The organism is Roseovarius faecimaris (genome assembly GCF_009762325.1).
In the GTDB taxonomy this organism is placed as follows: Bacteria; Pseudomonadota; Alphaproteobacteria; order Rhodobacterales; family Rhodobacteraceae; genus Roseovarius; species Roseovarius faecimaris.
In genome coordinates this window covers 923,332-935,576 of sequence record NZ_CP034348.1, presented here as the reverse complement: position 1 = coordinate 935,576, position 12,245 = coordinate 923,332, and the positions used below count along the sequence as shown (strand labels likewise).

The window sequence follows — 12,245 nt, the reverse complement described above, 5'->3', positions numbered from 1 at the left end:
CAAAAATGCGGAATGGGGCCGTGACGTCTCACGCGGCCCCACCCGGAATACGAATGCTTAAACGCGGCGGCGTTTCGGCGGGCGGCAGCCATTGTGGGCAATCGGGGTCACATCACGGATCGAGGTGATGTTGAAACCAATCGCCGCCAGGGCGCGCAGCGCGCTTTCACGGCCAGAGCCGGGGCCTTGCACTTCGACTTCGAGCGTCTTCATGCCATGCTCCTGAGCTTTCTTGCCCGCATCCTCCGCAGCCATCTGGGCCGCGTAAGGGGTCGATTTGCGCGAGCCCTTGAAGCCCATGGTCCCGGCCGAGGACCAGGCAATCGCGTTGCCCTGCACGTCCGAGATCAGGATCTTGGTGTTGTTGAACGAGCTGTTCACATGCGCCACACCGGTGGCGATGTTCTTGGAGACCTTGCGCTTTGCGCGACGGGTATCACGTGCCATGTGCTCTGCCCTCCCTTACTTCTTCTTGCCGGCGATGGGTTTCGCCGGACCTTTGCGCGTGCGCGCATTGGTGTGGGTGCGCTGGCCGCGCACGGGCAGATTGCGGCGATGGCGCAGGCCACGGTAGCAGCCGAGGTCCATCAGGCGCTTGATGTTCATCTGCACTTCACGGCGCAGGTCGCCTTCGACGTTGTAATTGGCGTCGATATGCTCGCGCACGGCAAGAACTTCGGCGTCGGAGAGCTCGTTCACACGACGGGCAGCGTCGATGTTCACGGCTTCGCAGATGGCTTTGGCCGAAGCATGGCCGATACCGGTGATATAGGTGAGGGCGATCGGGACCCGTTTGTGGGTCGGGATGTTTACGCCGGCGATACGTGCCACGTGTCACTTTCCTTTTTCGTTGCGGGTCCGTAGCTCCAGACCCTTTTTTCACAACGTAAGCCCGAGGCATGATGCTCGGGCCGCAGCTGACTTCAGGTGATCGATTCGGTGGCGGGCGCGACCCGTCAAGGAATCATTTTCTCTTAGAGATGGTGCGGTCTAGTCAGGTTTGACAGGGGCGTCAACCCCAAACGCCAAAGGTCTTTGCGCCCTGTTGCCCGGCTCTCTGGCGCCGCACCATCAAGGCGACCGTACGCTGCTGCAACAAGACCTCAATACCTGCCAAGGCACTACTTCTTCAACAGCGGCAATGGACGGCAATTTCATGGACTTTCAACTCTTGTATCGCAGCGTCTCCAACCATAGCAAATGGCATAGCAGCGATATGGATATTCTGAACCACGCCATTGCCGCCAACAAGCTGGCAGGCATTTCCGGGTATCTGCTGCGCGATCAGCGGCTCTTCTATCAGGTGCTGGAAGGCTCCGAGGACAGGCTGAGGCTTCTATTCGCACGAATTTGCCGGGATCAGCGTCACACGGATGTTGAATGCCTCAAATTCGAAGCGGTGGACAAACCGCTCTTCGCAGACTGGTCTATGGGATATCAGGTGGCCCGCCTTTCCGGCCTCGCCCCAGGCGGGATCAGCGAAAGCCCCCATGGCCCCGAAGGCGACGCGGACGCGATCATCGCCCAGATCAAACGGATTGCGAGCCACTGACATCCGCCCGCCTGCCCAGGCATGGCCTTGGACAGGGCCAGCCGGGATTACCCGTCCAGCGCGCCTGCGATTGACGCGGACACCTCGTCGATCTCGCCCAGACCGTTGACCGAGCGCAGCTGACCCTTGGCGTAGTAATACCCGATCAGCGGCGAGGTTTTCTTGTAATACTCCATCAGGCGGTTCTTGAGGCTTTCCTCATTGTCATCCGCCCGGCGCTTGACCTCGGTCGAGCCGCAATTGGCGCATTTGCCATCGGCGGGCCAGGGCTTGGTGATGTCGTTATAGACCGCGCCGCAGCCGCCACAGGTCGATCGCGCGGTGATCCGCTGCACCAGGGCATCGTCATCCACCTGCATTTCCACCACGGCATCCAGCGTCTCGCCATTCTCGGCCAGCAGATCGGCCAGCGCATCGGCCTGGGCCAGGGTGCGGGGGAAGCCGTCGAAGATGAAGCCGCCCTGCTTGTCGCCCTGAAGCTTCTCGCGGATCAGGCCGATCACGATCTCATCCGTCACCAGATCGCCGCGCGCCATCACGTCGGCCACGATCTTGCCCATCTCGGTTCCGCTGTCCTTGGCTTCGCGCAGCATGTCACCGGTCGAAAGCTGGATCATCCCGCGCCCTTCGACGAGGATATGTGCCTGCGTGCCTTTGCCGGCGCCCGGCGGTCCGAGAAGGATAATGTTCATTTTCGTCCAGTCCCTTTTCTGCGGGCGCGTTTCTTGCCCTTGCCGCTGAGCTGCGACTTTTCAATCAGCCCTTCATATTGATGCGCCAGAAGATGGCTTTGCACCTGCTGGATCGTGTCCATCGTCACCGAGACCACAATCAGAACCGAGGTGCCGCCGAAATAGAACGGAATGTTGAGCTGCGCGCGCAGGATCTCGGGCAGAAGACACACGAGGGCCAGATAGGCCGAGCCCAGCACGAGCACGCGGTTGACCACGTATTCCAGATACTCCGCCGTCTTCTTGCCCGGGCGCACACCGGGAACGAAGCCGTTCTGGTTCTTCAGGTTGTCCGCCACGTCATCGGGTTTGAAGGCCACGTTGAACGTGTAGAAATAGGTGAAGAACACGATCATCAGGGTGAAGAAGGCCAGATAGGCGGGCTGGCCCGGGCCGAAATAGGCCAGAATGGTCGACAGGACCGGGTTGGTCGAATTGCCCGAGAACGTCCCGATGGTGATCGGCAGAAGCAAAAGCGAGCTGGCGAAGATCGCCGGGATCACGCCTGCGGGGTTGACCTTGACCGGCAGGTGCGAGGAGCCCCCGTCATAGACCTTCATCCCGACCTGGCGGCGGGGATACTGGATATGGATCTTGCGAAGCGAGCGCTCCATGAACACCACAAAGCCGATGGTCACGATGACCATGAGGATCACGCCGATGATCACCGCCGGGCTGATGGCGCCCGAGCGGCCAGAGGCGAAGAATTGCGCCAGAGCGGCCGGAACTTCGGCGATGATACCGACGAAGATGATCAGCGAGATGCCGTTGCCCACACCGCGCGCGGTGATCTGCTCACCCAGCCACATCAGGAACATCGTGCCACCCACCAGGGTGATCATGCAGGACGCCACAAAGAACGCGCCCGGATTGGTCACGATATCGCCCGATTGCAGCGACATGGCGAGGCCATAGCTTTGCAGCGTGGCCAGAAACACCGTGCCATAGCGGGTATATTGGTTGATCTTCTTGCGCCCCTGCTCGCCCTCTTTCTTGAGCTGCTCAAGCGCGGGCACCATGGCCGTCAGAAGCTGAACGATAATAGAGGCCGAAATGTAGGGCATGATGCCAAGGGCAAAGATCCCCATCCGCCCCAGCGCGCCGCCGGTGAACATCGACAGGATGCCGCCGATGCCGGTGGCCGCCTGCTCCATGAATTGCCGCAGCTCGGCCCCGTCGATGCCCGGCACGGGAATATAGGTGCCCAGGCGATAGACGCAGAGCAGACCCAGCGTGAAAAAGATACGGTTGCGGAGATCAGTGGCCTTGCCCAGGGCCGACCAGCTCGTGTTGGCGGCCATTTGTTCAGCTGCGGATACCATTCGGCTCTCTCTTTATGACAACGCCGCCCAGAGCCGTTTTCCGGCCGGGCGGCGTGTTTTGGAAAACTAAGAGCTATGTAAGGGGCGCGCGGCCCGCTCACAACCTCTTATTCAGCCGCCTGCGCGGTTGTGACCTTGAGTGAGCCGCCCGCCTTCTCGACCGCCTCGATGGCCGATTTGGACGCGCCGGTCACTTCGATGTTCAGTTTCGCGGTCACGTCGCCCTTGGCAAGCACGCGCACACCGTCGAGCTTGCGGCGCACCAGGCCGCTTTCCACCAGCACGTCCTCGGTGATCGTGCCTTTGGCGTCGAGCTTCTTGGCGTCCACGAATTTCTGGATCAGGCCGAGGTTGACCACGGCAAATTTCTTGGCGTTCGGCTTGGTGAAGCCGCGCTTCGGCAGGCGTTGGTAGAGCGGCATCTGCCCGCCTTCATACCCTTTGATCGCCACGCCCGAGCGGGATTTCTGACCTTTGATACCCCGGCCACCGGTCTTGCCCTTGCCCGAGCCCGGACCACGGCCTACGCGGGTGCGTTTCTTGGTTGCGCCGTCATTGTCGCGCAGTTCATGCAGTTTCATATCGCTTCTCCTGAGCCGGATGTGACCCCCGAAGCGTGATGGGGCCAACCGCGGCGTTTCTTGGTTTTGATTCCATGACGCAAAGCGCCACCGGGGGCGTATAGACGGGATGGTGCGGGGGATCAAGGGGGGAGCTGCTGCTTTGGCGGGCGGCAGCTTTGAGCCCTTTGCGGACCTTCGAGCGATACACAACAGGCCGGTTAACAGCGCGAAGCGCCCGGCCCATCGCCAGCCCCCCTACCTGGGCTGGCGATAGGGTAAGCTGGGTGCTTCGCTCGTTCTGCGCGCGGATGTGGCGGGGATAAAGTGCCCCGGAACGTCCGTCAGGATCGCCATCCCGGGGGCTGGCCATGGGCCGCCTGTGGCGCGCCGGTTGAATGGCAGCTTCGCCCCGCTTGCCCGCCATTCACTCCGGCGCGGCGTAACTTCCATCAGGATCATGCGTCTCCTGCCCGGTCAGCGCCGGTGTGAAAATACAGATCAACCGCATATCTGTCTCAGCCCGCACGATATGCGCGTCATGCTGGTCGAGCACATACATCGACCCAGGGCCAAGCGGCCAGACCTGTCCCGTGGCCACGCATTCCACCTCCCCCTGCCCGTCTATGCAGTAATTCGCCTCGATATGGTTCTTGTAATGCAGATGCTGCGTTGTGCCCGCCTTGATCACCGTGTCGTGGAAGGAATAGCCCAGCCCGTCCGACGCCAGCAGGATCCGACGGCTTTCAAAGGCGTCACCGGTAACATGAGCGTCGGTATCGAGAATATCGGCGAGGGTTTTGACGAACATGTGATGGCTCCGTTCCGTGCAAGATGGGGTGCGCCCCACCCTACAGATTGATTTCAACGCTGTCTCGGTGTGTCATGGGGTATGTTGCGGTCTCTATGCGCCTCTGTCCTTGCCCTCTCGGTGGGTCTTGCCCCTGCCCTTGCGCAGGATGGCTGCGCGCGCGATGCGATGCTGGTGATGGATGGCTCCGCCTCGATGGACGAGAAGGGCTTTGACCTCACCGCGCCCACGCGCATCGACGACGCCCGCGCGGCCATGGCCCTGGCGATGCCGCAGATCGCCCCGATCCGGCGGGTGGGCTTGCTGGTCTATGGCCCCGGCGGGGATGAGGGCTGCACCGGCATTTCCCTGCGCTTTGCGCCGGTGCGCGATGCCGCCGGGCCGGTGGCGGAAGAGATCGGTGGGCTGATCCCCGGCGGGATGACACCACTGGCCGCCTCGGTCGAGGCCGCCGCCGATGTGCTCGGCTCGCGCGGGATCATCGTGCTGGTGACGGATGGAAACGAGACCTGCGGTGGGCGGCCCTGTGCGCTCGGGCGGCGGCTGGCGGAGGAGACGCGGCTGACCGTGCATGTGATCGGCTTCCGCGTGGCCTTTGACCCCTTTGCCTGGAACAGCCCCGAGGCGGGTGTGTTCACCGGCGCGGATAGCGTGGCCAAGTGCCTGTCGGATGCGACGGGGGGGATGTATGTGAACACCGAGACGGTGGAGGAACTGGCCGAGGCTTTGCGGGTGACGCTGGGGTGTGATTTGATCGGGATGAGGCCAAGCCTGCGCCGATCTGGGTGAGCCGCGCGATCGTTGGGCCGCGGTGCGGCGATCCAACGGTTGATCTGCAGCGTTTTATCCCTGTCGGCGCGCGTGCAGATCGAGCGGAGCGCCCAGCGTCAACATAACGCCGTGCCGGGGGGCGGCCCGGCGATGGCGCGGCGGCTTCGCCTTGATTCCGCGCTGTTGGTGCTTCGTCCAGACTTTGGAGATGGCAAAGCGGCGACCTAAAACACAATACCCAACCTGCTCATCGCGTCCTGCAAATTTCCTTCGAACGCCACGATATCGAGATATGTATGGTGCGTTTTCAATTGCGTTTCTTCCAGACCAGCCAACTTCGCGCGTGCCTCGGCTTCGCTCTCGAAGACACTATCCATGTTGATCAAGGCAGGCGGTCCGTTTGTGGGCACACGTATGATGGCAAATCTGCGCATAAGCATAGGGTAGCATCAGGCAATTGGAACGAAAACACCCCGGCCAGTCCTGACCGGGGTGCCTAATTCAGGTGTAGGGTGCGTGATTTCACGCACCGCGATCTCACCCTTTTTCTTCGATGATCTCCACCATATGCGGGATCTTGTTGATCATGCCGCGCACGGCGGGGGTGTCTTCCAGCTCGCGCACCTTGTGCATTTTGTTCAGGCCCAGGCCGATCAGCGTCTGGCGCTGTTTGGCGGGGCGGCGGATCGGGGAGCCGATCTGTTTGATCACGATGGTCTTGGCCATTGTCTCTCTCCTCAGGCTTCCGCGTCGGCAGCAGCCGGTGCGTCATCCTTTTTCAGGATGTCGGCGACTTTCTTGCCACGGCGTTGGGCGACCATGCGGGGGCTGGCTTCTTTTTGCAGCCCGTCGATGGTGGCGCGGATCATGTTATAGGGGTTCTGCGAGCCGATGGATTTGGCAACAACGTCCTGCACGCCCAGCATCTCGAAGACGGCCCGCATCGGACCACCGGCGATGATACCGGTCCCCGTGGGGGCAGTGCGCATGACCACCTTACCGGCGCCATGACGCCCCTCGATATCGTGGTGCAGGGTGCGGCCTTCGCGCAGCGGCACGCGGATCATCTGGCGCTTGGCTTGCTCGGTGGCCTTGCGGATCGCCTCTGGCACCTCTTTGGCCTTGCCCTTGCCGAAGCCGACACGGCCTTTCTGGTCGCCCACAACGACGAGCGCGGCGAAGCCGAAGCGCTTACCACCCTTGACGGTTTTGGAAACGCGGTTGATCGCGACCAGGCGGTCGGCGAATTCTGGAGCTTCTTCGCGGTCGCGACCCCGGCCCCGGTTGTCATCTCTTGCCATTGTTGGCGTCCTTTGTCTTGCGGGCCCAAGGCCCTGATTGTCTCAATCCCAGTGCGATATTTGCGCCCGGATCATCGAGGCGGCGAACCGCCTTCAACGCATGGTGCGTGCAAGCACACACCCTACAGCTGACCGTAGGGTGCGTGATCTCACGCACCTATATTTTCAGCCCGCCTTCACGCGCGGCGTCGGCCAGGGCCTTGATACGACCGTGGAACAGGAACCCGCCCCGGTCGAAATAGGCCTCGGTGACGCCCGCCTTCTTGGCGCGCTCGGCAATCGCCTCGCCCACTTTGGTGGCGGCGGCGATGTCGTTCTTGCCGGTCGACAGGGCCTTTTCCATAGTCGATGCCGACGCCAGGGTCACACCGTTCAGATCGTCGATCAGCTGCACGCTGATATTCTTGGACGACCGGTGCACGCTGAGGCGCGGACGCCCTGCATTGACCTTGCGAAGTTTGTTCCGAACGCGCAGGCGGCGTTTGATGAACAGTTGTCGTTTGCTGTTTGCCATCTCTTTGCGTCCTTACTTCTTCTTGCCTTCCTTCTGGAAGATATACTCGTCCTTGTAGCGGATGCCCTTGCCCTTGTAGGGCTCGGGGCGCCGCCAGTCGCGGATATTGGCCGCGACCTGACCGACGAGCTGCTTGTCATGGCCTTCGACCACCAGTTCGGTGGGCTTGGGCGCAGTGACAGTCACTCCAGCAGGTACTTCGAAATCCACATCATGCGACAGGCCGAGGTTCAGCTTCAGGACATTGCCCTGCATCTGAGCCCGGTAGCCCACGCCGCGGATCTCCAGCTCTTTCTTGAACGTGTCCGAGGCCCCGTGCACCAGGTTGGCGATGACCGTACGGGTCATGCCCCATTGCTGGCGCGCGCGCTTGGACTTGCCACGGGGGCTGACCGTGATCTGGCCCTCTTCGATGGCGATGGTCACGTCATCCGTGGCGGTGAAGCTTTGGGTGTCCTTCGGGCCTTTGACCTCGATGGTCTGACCGTTCAGGGTCGCCGTCACGCCGCTGGGAAGGGCGACCGGTTGTTTGCCGATACGAGACATTACGCTGCCCTCCTTAGAATACGGTGCAGATGACCTCGCCACCAACATTGGCAGCGCGGGCACTTGCGTCCGACATCACACCCTTGGGCGTGGAGACAATCGACACGCCCAGGCCCTGACGGACAACGGGGATGTCATTGACGCCCATATACACGCGACGACCGGGCTTGGAGACCCGCTTCATCTCGCGAATGACGGGAGCGCCGTCGAAATATTTCAGGCTGATTTCCAGCGCCGGGTGACCATCGTCGCCCGTCACTTTCTCATAGCCGCGGATGTAGCCTTCGTCGGCCAGCACATCCAGAACCCAGCCGCGCAGCTTCGATGCCGGGCAGGTCACGGTGGACTTGCCGCGCATCTGGCTGTTGCGGATACGGGTGAGCATATCGCCGATAGGATCGTTCATCACATACCCTCCTTACCAGCTCGATTTCACAACGCCGGGCAACTGGCCGGCGGAGCCCAGATCACGCAGGGCGATCCGGCTGATTTTCAGCTTGCGATAGTAAGCATGCGGACGGCCCGTCAGCTGGCAGCGGTTGTGCAACCGTGTGGCCGAGCTGTTGCGGGGCAGTTGCGCCAGCTTCAGGGAGGCGCGGAAACGCTCTTCCATCGGCTTGGATTCATCATTGATGATCTCTTTGAGCGCGGCGCGCTTGGCGGCGTATTTCTCCACCAGCTTCTGACGCTTCTTCTCGCGTTCGATCATTGCTTTTTTTGCCATGTCGTGTGTCCTCCCCGGCTCAGCTGTTGAAGGGCATGTTGAAATGCTTCAACAGCGCCTTGGCTTCAGCGTCGGTCTGCGCCGTGGTTGCGATAACGATGTCCATGCCCCACACTTCGTCGACCTTGTCGAAGTTGATCTCGGGGAACACGATATGTTCCTTGATGCCCATGGCGTAGTTGCCACGTCCGTCAAAGCTCTTACCCGGCACACCGCGGAAGTCGCGGATACGGGGCATGGCGATGGTGATCAGGCGATCGAGGAAATCATACATGCGGTCGCCGCGCAGGGTGACCTTGGCGCCCATCGGCATGCCTTCGCGAACGCGGAAGCCGGCGATGGAGTTCTTCGCGGTGGTCACAACAGCGTGCTGACCTGCGATGGTGGTCAGGTCTTCCTGGGCGGATTTGGCTTTCTTGCTGTCTTTCACAGCTTCAGCGCCACAGCCGATGTTCAGGACGATCTTTTCCAGACGCGGGATCTGCATGTCGTTCTTGTAGCCGAACTCTTCTTTCAGAGCCGCACGGATGCTGTCGCGGTACTGGGTTTTCAGACGCGGGGTGTAAGCTGCACTATCAAGCATCGATCACGTCCCCCGTGGTTTTGGCGATACGCACCTTCTTGCCGTCTTCGATCTTGAAGCCGACGCGGGTGGGTTTGCCGTTTTTGTCAACGAAGGCCAGGTTGCTCAGGTCGATCGGCATCGCCTTGGGCAGGCGGCCGCCTTGCGAGGTCTGGCTCTGGCGGGTGTGGCGGATGGCCATGTTGATGCCATCAACGACGGCCTTGCCGGCCTTGGGGTCAACAGAGGCAATGGTGCCTTCCTTGCCCTTGTCCTTGCCGGCCAGAACGACGACCTTGTCGCCTTTTTTCAGTTTGGCAGCCATCTTACAGCACCTCCGGGGCGAGCGAGATGATTTTCATGAAGTTCTTGGCCCGCAGTTCGCGCACGACCGGCCCGAAGATACGGGTGCCAACCGGCTCACCTGCGTTGTTCAGGATCACGGCGGCGTTGCGGTCAAAGCGGATGGCGGTGCCGTCTTCACGGCGGATTTCCTTGGCGGTGCGTACGACGACGGCTTTACGAACGTCGCCTTTTTTCACGCGGCCGCGCGGGATGGCTTCCTTCACGGACACGACGATGATGTCACCGACACTCGCGTATTTCCGCTTGGACCCACCCAGGACCTTGATGCACTGCACCCGGCGTGCGCCGGAGTTGTCAGCAACATCCAGATTGGTCTGCATCTGGATCATAGGGTTTCTCCTGACCTTTGGGGGGCTCTCTCTGGCCTTGTCCCCATGGTTTCGTTCAAACCAAAAGGTTCCTTTGGCTTACGCCTCCAGAACCTCCCAGCGTTTCGTCTTGGAGCGCGGGGCGCATTCGATGATGCGGACCGTGTCTCCCACCTTGTAGGCGTTCTTCTCATCGTGAGCCCGGTACTTCTTGGACTTACGGATGGTCTTCTTCAGAACCGGATGCGTGAAGCGGCGCTCGACCGACACGGTGACGGTTTGTTCGTTTGCGTCGGAGGTCACGACGCCTTGCAGGATACGCTTGGGCATGGGTCGCTCTCCTTATTCGCTTGCTGCGGCAGCAGCTTTTTCGTTCAGCACGGTCATCACGCGCGCGACATCGCGGCGGACGGTTTTCATACGTGCGGGGTTCTCAAGCGCGCCAGTGGCGGCCTGAAAGCGCAGGTTGAACTGCTCTTTCTTGAGGTTCACCAGCTCTTCGCGCAGCTGGTCGGGCGTTTTGTCACGCAGCTCGGCAGCGTTCATCGGCCTTTTTCCTTCTCATAACACCGGCTCGCCCCTGACTTTTGGCTCAGGGTCACGCAGAAACCCGGTGGATGCGTTGCATAAAACACGAATCCCCGGGGAACCCCGGGGAGGTGCGATGCCGCTCTATAAGGGAGGTGAGGATAGAGGGCAAGGGGGTTTGAAGAGAAACTTAGGCGTGGCGGCAGCCATTCATTCCCACTTGTAATTGAAGCTCACACTGATCCGGTCGTCCTCTGACATATTCATCGGCACCTCATGCCGCAGCCAGCTTTCCCACAAGAGCACATCGCCCACCTTGGGCGCGGCATAGATGAAGGGGCGCATCTCTTCGCGCGCGTCTTTGCGGCGCGAAGGCGCGGCCATCATCCGGGACGAGCGCGGGTCTTCCAGTTTGAGCGACGAGGCGCCATCGGGCATGGCCACATAAGTGGTGCCGGAAATGACCGAATGCGGGTGGATATGGCTGGAATGGGTTCCGCCTTCTGGCAGGATGTTGATCCAGAGGTCTTCCAGCACCAGCGCCTTGCCATCCAGGTCAAACTCCAGATCCTCCGAAAAGGCGGCGACATGGGCATCGAGCGATTTCACCAGATCGGCAAAGATCGGAAACCGCCAGGGCAGATCGGTGAGCGAGGCATAAGAGGTATAGCCGGGATAGCCGTTTTCCTCGCACCACTCCTGACCGGCCTCATCATCCTCGGCGATGGAATAGCAGGACGCTTCCAGCTCATCGGCGTCGATGGCGGGGCCGTGTTCGGACAAGGCGGCACGGTAGAGGCGGGTCACGAAGAGGGATTTGATATCGGGCATACCCCGCGTCTTACCCTGCACCGGGGCAAAGGCAAGGATTTCTTCAGCTCTGTGCGACATAACCGGCAGGACGCACCAGAATGGGGCCTTTTGTGTTCAGAGCCGCCTTTGCAGTTTTCATATGCTCTAGCCTGACCGGTATCGCCGCGGCGGATCCGGCCACAGGCAGCCTGCTTTCGGCACGGCAGCCACTCTTTTCCATGCAGGGCGGGGCCAAAACGGCAGTGACCTCCGCCAGTCTTTTCGTAGGTGAGGCCGAAGGCGGGCTGTTTGCCGCCCTGCCCGGCCGTCTTGACACGCCGCTTCAGCGTGGCGGCAGGACAGCCGCGCGCCTGCGCGATCTGATCGCAAGCGCCGAAGCCGGGCGCGCGGGGTATGACGCGGTACAGCACGGCGCGCGGATCAAGCCGCCCAAAGCCCCCACACACATGACCTTGCAAGAGATTTATGCCTGGATCGACGCCACGCCGGGTCAGCCCCACGCCATCGGGCGGTATCAGTTCATCCCCGCCACCCTGCGCCATTCCGCCAAGCGGCTTGGCCTCTCCCCCAAAACCCGGTTCAGCCCGGCCACACAGGACCGTCTGGCCGATCTGCTTCTGGGCGATGCCGGGCTGATGAAGGTGAAAACGGGAGAGATCACACTGGACGCCTTCATGCTCAACCTCGCCAGGATCTGGGCCGGTCTGCCAGTGGCCTCGGGGCGCAGCTACTATGACGGGGTGGCGGGCAACAAGGCCACGATGAGCTATGCGACCTATTCCCGGCAGGTACGGGCGATATTGGGCGGGTGACAAAACGAAAACCCCCGCCAGGTC

The 12,245-nt window shown here is 61.4% G+C and carries 21 protein-coding genes; 3 read left to right on the top strand and 18 right to left on the bottom strand.

Features of this window, described 5'->3' with window-relative positions:
* Positions 1–57: 57 nt before the first annotated feature.
* Positions 58–447, bottom strand: coding sequence for a 30S ribosomal protein S11 (rpsK, locus tag EI983_RS04985; protein ID WP_157706296.1), 390 nt, complete (start codon positions 445–447; stop codon positions 58–60).
* Between the two features lie 15 nt (positions 448–462).
* Positions 463–831: a 30S ribosomal protein S13 gene (gene rpsM / locus EI983_RS04980; RefSeq protein WP_157706295.1), complete on the bottom strand. Its 369-nt coding sequence runs from the start codon at positions 829–831 to the stop codon at positions 463–465.
* 325 nt (positions 832–1,156) lie between these two features.
* On the opposite strand from rpsM, the gene EI983_RS04975 reads away from it, so the two are divergent.
* Positions 1,157–1,552 carry a BLUF domain-containing protein gene (locus tag EI983_RS04975; protein ID WP_157706294.1) on the top strand — a complete coding sequence of 132 codons (396 nt, stop codon included), beginning with the start codon at positions 1,157–1,159 and terminating at the stop codon, positions 1,550–1,552.
* 47 nt (positions 1,553–1,599) lie between these two features.
* Here EI983_RS04975 and EI983_RS04970 read toward each other — a convergent pair whose 3' ends face one another.
* From EI983_RS04970 to EI983_RS04955, 4 genes are all read right to left on the bottom strand, one after another.
* The gene (locus EI983_RS04970) at positions 1,600–2,244 is read right to left on the bottom strand and encodes an adenylate kinase (RefSeq protein WP_157706293.1); all 645 of its coding nucleotides are present in this window, start codon (positions 2,242–2,244) and stop codon (positions 1,600–1,602) included.
* Positions 2,241–3,605, bottom strand: coding sequence for a preprotein translocase subunit SecY (gene secY, locus EI983_RS04965; protein ID WP_157706292.1), 1,365 nt, complete (start codon positions 3,603–3,605; stop codon positions 2,241–2,243). The genes EI983_RS04970 and secY overlap by 4 nt, the downstream gene beginning before the upstream one ends.
* A 107-nt stretch (positions 3,606–3,712) precedes the next feature.
* On the bottom strand, positions 3,713–4,186 hold the full coding sequence (gene rplO / locus EI983_RS04960; RefSeq protein ID WP_157706291.1) for a 50S ribosomal protein L15: 474 nt from the start codon (positions 4,184–4,186) through the stop codon (positions 3,713–3,715).
* Between the two features lie 406 nt (positions 4,187–4,592).
* A complete protein-coding gene (locus tag EI983_RS04955; protein ID WP_157706290.1) occupies positions 4,593–4,976 on the bottom strand; it encodes an ectoine synthase in 384 nt (127 codons plus the stop codon).
* Positions 4,977–5,057: 81 nt separating this feature from the next.
* Here EI983_RS04955 and EI983_RS04950 point away from each other — a divergent pair, with 81 nt between their 5' ends.
* Positions 5,058–5,765, top strand: a complete 708-nt coding sequence (locus EI983_RS04950) for a vWA domain-containing protein (protein WP_246162286.1) — start codon at positions 5,058–5,060, stop codon at positions 5,763–5,765.
* A gap of 519 nt (positions 5,766–6,284) precedes the next feature.
* Here EI983_RS04950 and rpmD read toward each other — a convergent pair.
* The 12 genes from rpmD to EI983_RS04885 all read right to left on the bottom strand — a co-directional run bounded on the left by rpmD (position 6,285) and on the right by EI983_RS04885 (position 11,427).
* Positions 6,285–6,473 (bottom strand): 50S ribosomal protein L30, encoded by a 189-nt coding sequence (gene rpmD, locus EI983_RS04940; RefSeq protein ID WP_157706288.1) that lies wholly within the window; start codon positions 6,471–6,473, stop codon positions 6,285–6,287.
* An 11-nt stretch (positions 6,474–6,484) separates the two neighbouring features.
* Entirely contained in the window at positions 6,485–7,048 is a 564-nt protein-coding gene (rpsE, locus tag EI983_RS04935) for a 30S ribosomal protein S5 (RefSeq protein WP_157706287.1), read from the bottom strand.
* Positions 7,049–7,205: 157 nt separating this feature from the next.
* On the bottom strand, positions 7,206–7,562 hold the full coding sequence (gene rplR / locus EI983_RS04930; protein WP_157706286.1) for a 50S ribosomal protein L18: 357 nt from the start codon (positions 7,560–7,562) through the stop codon (positions 7,206–7,208).
* A 12-nt stretch (positions 7,563–7,574) separates the two neighbouring features.
* Positions 7,575–8,108, bottom strand: a complete 534-nt coding sequence (gene rplF / locus EI983_RS04925) for a 50S ribosomal protein L6 (protein WP_157706285.1) — start codon at positions 8,106–8,108, stop codon at positions 7,575–7,577.
* A 13-nt stretch (positions 8,109–8,121) separates the two neighbouring features.
* Positions 8,122–8,514, bottom strand: coding sequence for a 30S ribosomal protein S8 (gene rpsH, locus EI983_RS04920; protein WP_157706284.1), 393 nt, complete (start codon positions 8,512–8,514; stop codon positions 8,122–8,124).
* A 12-nt stretch (positions 8,515–8,526) separates the two neighbouring features.
* On the bottom strand, positions 8,527–8,832 hold the full coding sequence (gene rpsN, locus EI983_RS04915) for a 30S ribosomal protein S14 (protein ID WP_157706283.1): 306 nt from the start codon (positions 8,830–8,832) through the stop codon (positions 8,527–8,529).
* A 19-nt stretch (positions 8,833–8,851) separates the two neighbouring features.
* Entirely contained in the window at positions 8,852–9,415 is a 564-nt protein-coding gene (gene rplE / locus EI983_RS04910; protein ID WP_157706282.1) for a 50S ribosomal protein L5, read from the bottom strand.
* Positions 9,408–9,719, bottom strand: coding sequence for a 50S ribosomal protein L24 (rplX, locus tag EI983_RS04905; RefSeq protein WP_157706281.1), 312 nt, complete (start codon positions 9,717–9,719; stop codon positions 9,408–9,410). The genes rplE and rplX overlap by 8 nt, the downstream gene beginning before the upstream one ends.
* 1 nt (position 9,720) lies before the next feature.
* Positions 9,721–10,089, bottom strand: a complete 369-nt coding sequence (gene rplN, locus EI983_RS04900) for a 50S ribosomal protein L14 (RefSeq protein WP_103762146.1) — start codon at positions 10,087–10,089, stop codon at positions 9,721–9,723.
* Between the two features lie 78 nt (positions 10,090–10,167).
* Positions 10,168–10,398, bottom strand: a complete 231-nt coding sequence (gene rpsQ, locus EI983_RS04895) for a 30S ribosomal protein S17 (protein WP_157706280.1) — start codon at positions 10,396–10,398, stop codon at positions 10,168–10,170.
* A gap of 12 nt (positions 10,399–10,410) precedes the next feature.
* Positions 10,411–10,614, bottom strand: a complete 204-nt coding sequence (gene rpmC / locus EI983_RS04890) for a 50S ribosomal protein L29 (RefSeq protein WP_157706279.1) — start codon at positions 10,612–10,614, stop codon at positions 10,411–10,413.
* 192 nt (positions 10,615–10,806) lie between these two features.
* Entirely contained in the window at positions 10,807–11,427 is a 621-nt protein-coding gene (locus tag EI983_RS04885; protein WP_157708980.1) for a 2OG-Fe(II) oxygenase family protein, read from the bottom strand.
* A gap of 80 nt (positions 11,428–11,507) precedes the next feature.
* Here EI983_RS04885 and EI983_RS04880 point away from each other — a divergent pair, with 80 nt between their 5' ends.
* The gene (locus EI983_RS04880) at positions 11,508–12,221 is read left to right on the top strand and encodes a lysozyme family protein (RefSeq protein WP_157706278.1); all 714 of its coding nucleotides are present in this window, start codon (positions 11,508–11,510) and stop codon (positions 12,219–12,221) included.
* Positions 12,222–12,245 lie beyond the last annotated feature (24 nt).

Coding starts and splice junctions, on each gene's coding strand:
- rpsK (WP_157706296.1), bottom strand. CDS start 447: ATGGCACGTGATACCCGTCGCGCAAAGCGCAAGGTCTCCAAGAACATC.
- EI983_RS04975 (WP_157706294.1), top strand. CDS start 1,157: ATGGACTTTCAACTCTTGTATCGCAGCGTCTCCAACCATAGCAAATGG.
- EI983_RS04970 (WP_157706293.1), bottom strand. CDS start 2,244: ATGAACATTATCCTTCTCGGACCGCCGGGCGCCGGCAAAGGCACGCAG.
- secY (WP_157706292.1), bottom strand. CDS start 3,605: ATGGTATCCGCAGCTGAACAAATGGCCGCCAACACGAGCTGGTCGGCC.
- rplO (WP_157706291.1), bottom strand. CDS start 4,186: ATGAAACTGCATGAACTGCGCGACAATGACGGCGCAACCAAGAAACGC.
- EI983_RS04955 (WP_157706290.1), bottom strand. CDS start 4,976: ATGTTCGTCAAAACCCTCGCCGATATTCTCGATACCGACGCTCATGTT.
- EI983_RS04950 (WP_246162286.1), top strand. CDS start 5,058: ATGTTGCGGTCTCTATGCGCCTCTGTCCTTGCCCTCTCGGTGGGTCTT.
- rpmD (WP_157706288.1), bottom strand. CDS start 6,473: ATGGCCAAGACCATCGTGATCAAACAGATCGGCTCCCCGATCCGCCGC.
- rpsE (WP_157706287.1), bottom strand. CDS start 7,048: ATGGCAAGAGATGACAACCGGGGCCGGGGTCGCGACCGCGAAGAAGCT.
- rplR (WP_157706286.1), bottom strand. CDS start 7,562: ATGGCAAACAGCAAACGACAACTGTTCATCAAACGCCGCCTGCGCGTT.
- rplF (WP_157706285.1), bottom strand. CDS start 8,108: ATGTCTCGTATCGGCAAACAACCGGTCGCCCTTCCCAGCGGCGTGACG.
- rpsH (WP_157706284.1), bottom strand. CDS start 8,514: ATGAACGATCCTATCGGCGATATGCTCACCCGTATCCGCAACAGCCAG.
- rpsN (WP_157706283.1), bottom strand. CDS start 8,832: ATGGCAAAAAAAGCAATGATCGAACGCGAGAAGAAGCGTCAGAAGCTG.
- rplE (WP_157706282.1), bottom strand. CDS start 9,415: ATGCTTGATAGTGCAGCTTACACCCCGCGTCTGAAAACCCAGTACCGC.
- rplX (WP_157706281.1), bottom strand. CDS start 9,719: ATGGCTGCCAAACTGAAAAAAGGCGACAAGGTCGTCGTTCTGGCCGGC.
- rplN (WP_103762146.1), bottom strand. CDS start 10,089: ATGATCCAGATGCAGACCAATCTGGATGTTGCTGACAACTCCGGCGCA.
- rpsQ (WP_157706280.1), bottom strand. CDS start 10,398: ATGCCCAAGCGTATCCTGCAAGGCGTCGTGACCTCCGACGCAAACGAA.
- rpmC (WP_157706279.1), bottom strand. CDS start 10,614: ATGAACGCTGCCGAGCTGCGTGACAAAACGCCCGACCAGCTGCGCGAA.
- EI983_RS04885 (WP_157708980.1), bottom strand. CDS start 11,427: ATGCCCGATATCAAATCCCTCTTCGTGACCCGCCTCTACCGTGCCGCC.
- EI983_RS04880 (WP_157706278.1), top strand. CDS start 11,508: ATGGGGCCTTTTGTGTTCAGAGCCGCCTTTGCAGTTTTCATATGCTCT.